The organism is Pseudomonas sp. HMWF006, assembly GCF_003061205.1.
Classification (GTDB): domain Bacteria; phylum Pseudomonadota; class Gammaproteobacteria; order Pseudomonadales; family Pseudomonadaceae; genus Aquipseudomonas; species Aquipseudomonas monsensis.
The window spans coordinates 1,554-3,486 of record NZ_QAIU01000141.1; the positions used below are offsets into that span (position 1 = coordinate 1,554).

Consider the following 1,933-nt stretch of genomic DNA (forward strand, 5'->3'; position numbering starts at 1 on the left):
AAAACCTCGCCGAGGCCTGCGACCTGCGTTGCGACGAGGAGGTGCTGGACGTTGCCGCCGGCAACGGCAACGCCACACTGGCGGCGGCGCGGCGCGGCTGTCTGGTGACCTCGACCGACTATGTCGCGGCCTTGCTCGAACGCGGCCAGGATCGCGCCCGGGCCGAACATCTGGACGTGACCTTTCAGGTGGCCGATGCCGAAGCCTTGCCGTTTGCCGACGACAGTTTTGCCGCGGTGCTGTCGACCTTCGGCGTGATGTTCGCACCCGATCAGGCCCAGGCCGCCGCGGAACTGGCGCGGGTCTGTCGTCGGGGCGGACGGATCGGTCTGGCCAACTGGACCCCAGAAGGTTTTGTCGGCCAGATGTTCAAGACCCTCAGCCGCCATCTGCCACCGCCGCCCGTCGCCCAGCCGCCGGCAAACTGGGGCACCGAAGCCTGGCTGCATACGCATTTCAACGATCACGATTTTGTCGTGCAAGTAACCCGGCGCACCTTCAATTTCCGTTATCGCTCGGCGCTGCATTTCATCGACATCTTTCGTCATTGGTACGGGCCGGTGCACAAGGCCTTCGCGGCGCTGCCGCCAGAGAGCGGTCAGGCACTGGAGAGTGATCTGGCGGATTTGCTCAACCGCTCGAATCGAGCGGGGGAGGCATCGCTGGTGGTGCCGAGCGAGTATCTGGAGGTGGTGATCACCAAACGCTGATCACGCAAAAGCGAACATCCCCTGCAGGCGCGAGCCTGCAGGGGAGATGTGTTGCGGCGGATGGCCTATTTCAACTGGGCCCGATCAAACCACTCCAGCGCCGTGCGCCAGATGCAGATGCCCAGGAAGTACGCCGACATCAGCAACCACAACCCCATCACCAGCGGGTTGATCAGCGGATGGTTGAGCACCAGCGACAGGCTGCACAGCAGCCAGATCGCCGTCACCGCAATGTTGATCGGCATGAACCGGCGCACGCGGAACGGGTGCAGGAACTTCATTCGCGTCACCGTCAACAGCGCCAGGCCGATCACGGTGAGGAACGTGATCCACGGCCCCGGGCCGATGATGTACAGACACAGCGCCACCACGTTCCACGCTGCGGGGAAACCGACGAAATAGTTGTCCTTGCTCTTCATGTTGACGTTGCAGAAACAGAACAGTGATGACACCAGAATCAGCGACACGGTCAGCAGCAAGGTGTAGTCCGGCAACGGAATGTAGCGATAGATGAACAGGGCCGGGATGAAAACGTACGTCAGGTAGTCGATCACCAGGTCGAGGATCGAGCCGTCGAAACTCGGCAGTACCGATTGCACGTTGACTTTGCGTGCCAGCGCACCGTCGAGGCCGTCGACGATCAGCGCCACGCCCAGCCACATCAGGCAGTGAGTCGGCTGGTTTTCCAGCAGGGCGAGGGTGGCGAGGAAGGCGGTGACCACGCCGGTCGCGGTAAAACCATGGGCGCCCCATGCTTTGAGCCTGGCGATGTGTAGAGTCGATATCACGGGGGCGTTCTCCAGAAAGTGAAGCAAGCCGGTTATCACCCTCGTTCAGAAGGGCGCCGGCAAACCGGGTCGGGGTTGCAGCTATCGACCGGTCTGGCCGGGATAAGGTTCACCTGCCATGAATCTTAGCTGGCCGCCAAAAAATGCGTGGGACGAAATGATTCAGCGGATGGCGCGTCGGCCAAACGGTGCTGGCGCAATGGCCGCACCGGTCTATCGTTGCCAGACGCGGCCAATACCAACGCCGGAGGATGACGTCATGAACACCAGCGATTTGCTCGAACAACTGCTGCGAGGCCAGGCCTCGGCGGGACAACAGGAAAACGCTTCGGCCGGTGGCGGTCTGGGTGGATTGCTGGGCGGTCTGTTGGGTGGCGGTTCGGCCAGTGGCGGCGGTTCGGCGGCGCCCGGCGGGTTGGGCGGATTGGGTGGATT

1 protein-coding gene and 2 pseudogenes are annotated in these 1,933 nt (G+C 62.5%); 2 read left to right on the forward strand and 1 reads right to left on the reverse strand.

Translation table 11 applies throughout. The features are described from left to right. Nucleotides 1-710, forward strand: a pseudogene (locus DBR24_RS05665) (class I SAM-dependent methyltransferase); the annotation flags it as partial. 65 nt (nucleotides 711-775) lie between these two features. Here DBR24_RS05665 and pcsA read toward each other — a convergent pair. Then, nucleotides 776-1,498, reverse strand: a complete 723-nt coding sequence (gene pcsA, locus DBR24_RS05670; RefSeq protein ID WP_123467635.1) for a phosphatidylcholine synthase — start codon at nucleotides 1,496-1,498, stop codon at nucleotides 776-778. Nucleotides 1,499-1,697: 199 nt separating this feature from the next. Here pcsA and DBR24_RS05675 point away from each other — a divergent pair. Then, nucleotides 1,698-1,933 (forward strand): annotated as a pseudogene (locus DBR24_RS05675) (DUF533 domain-containing protein); the annotation flags it as partial.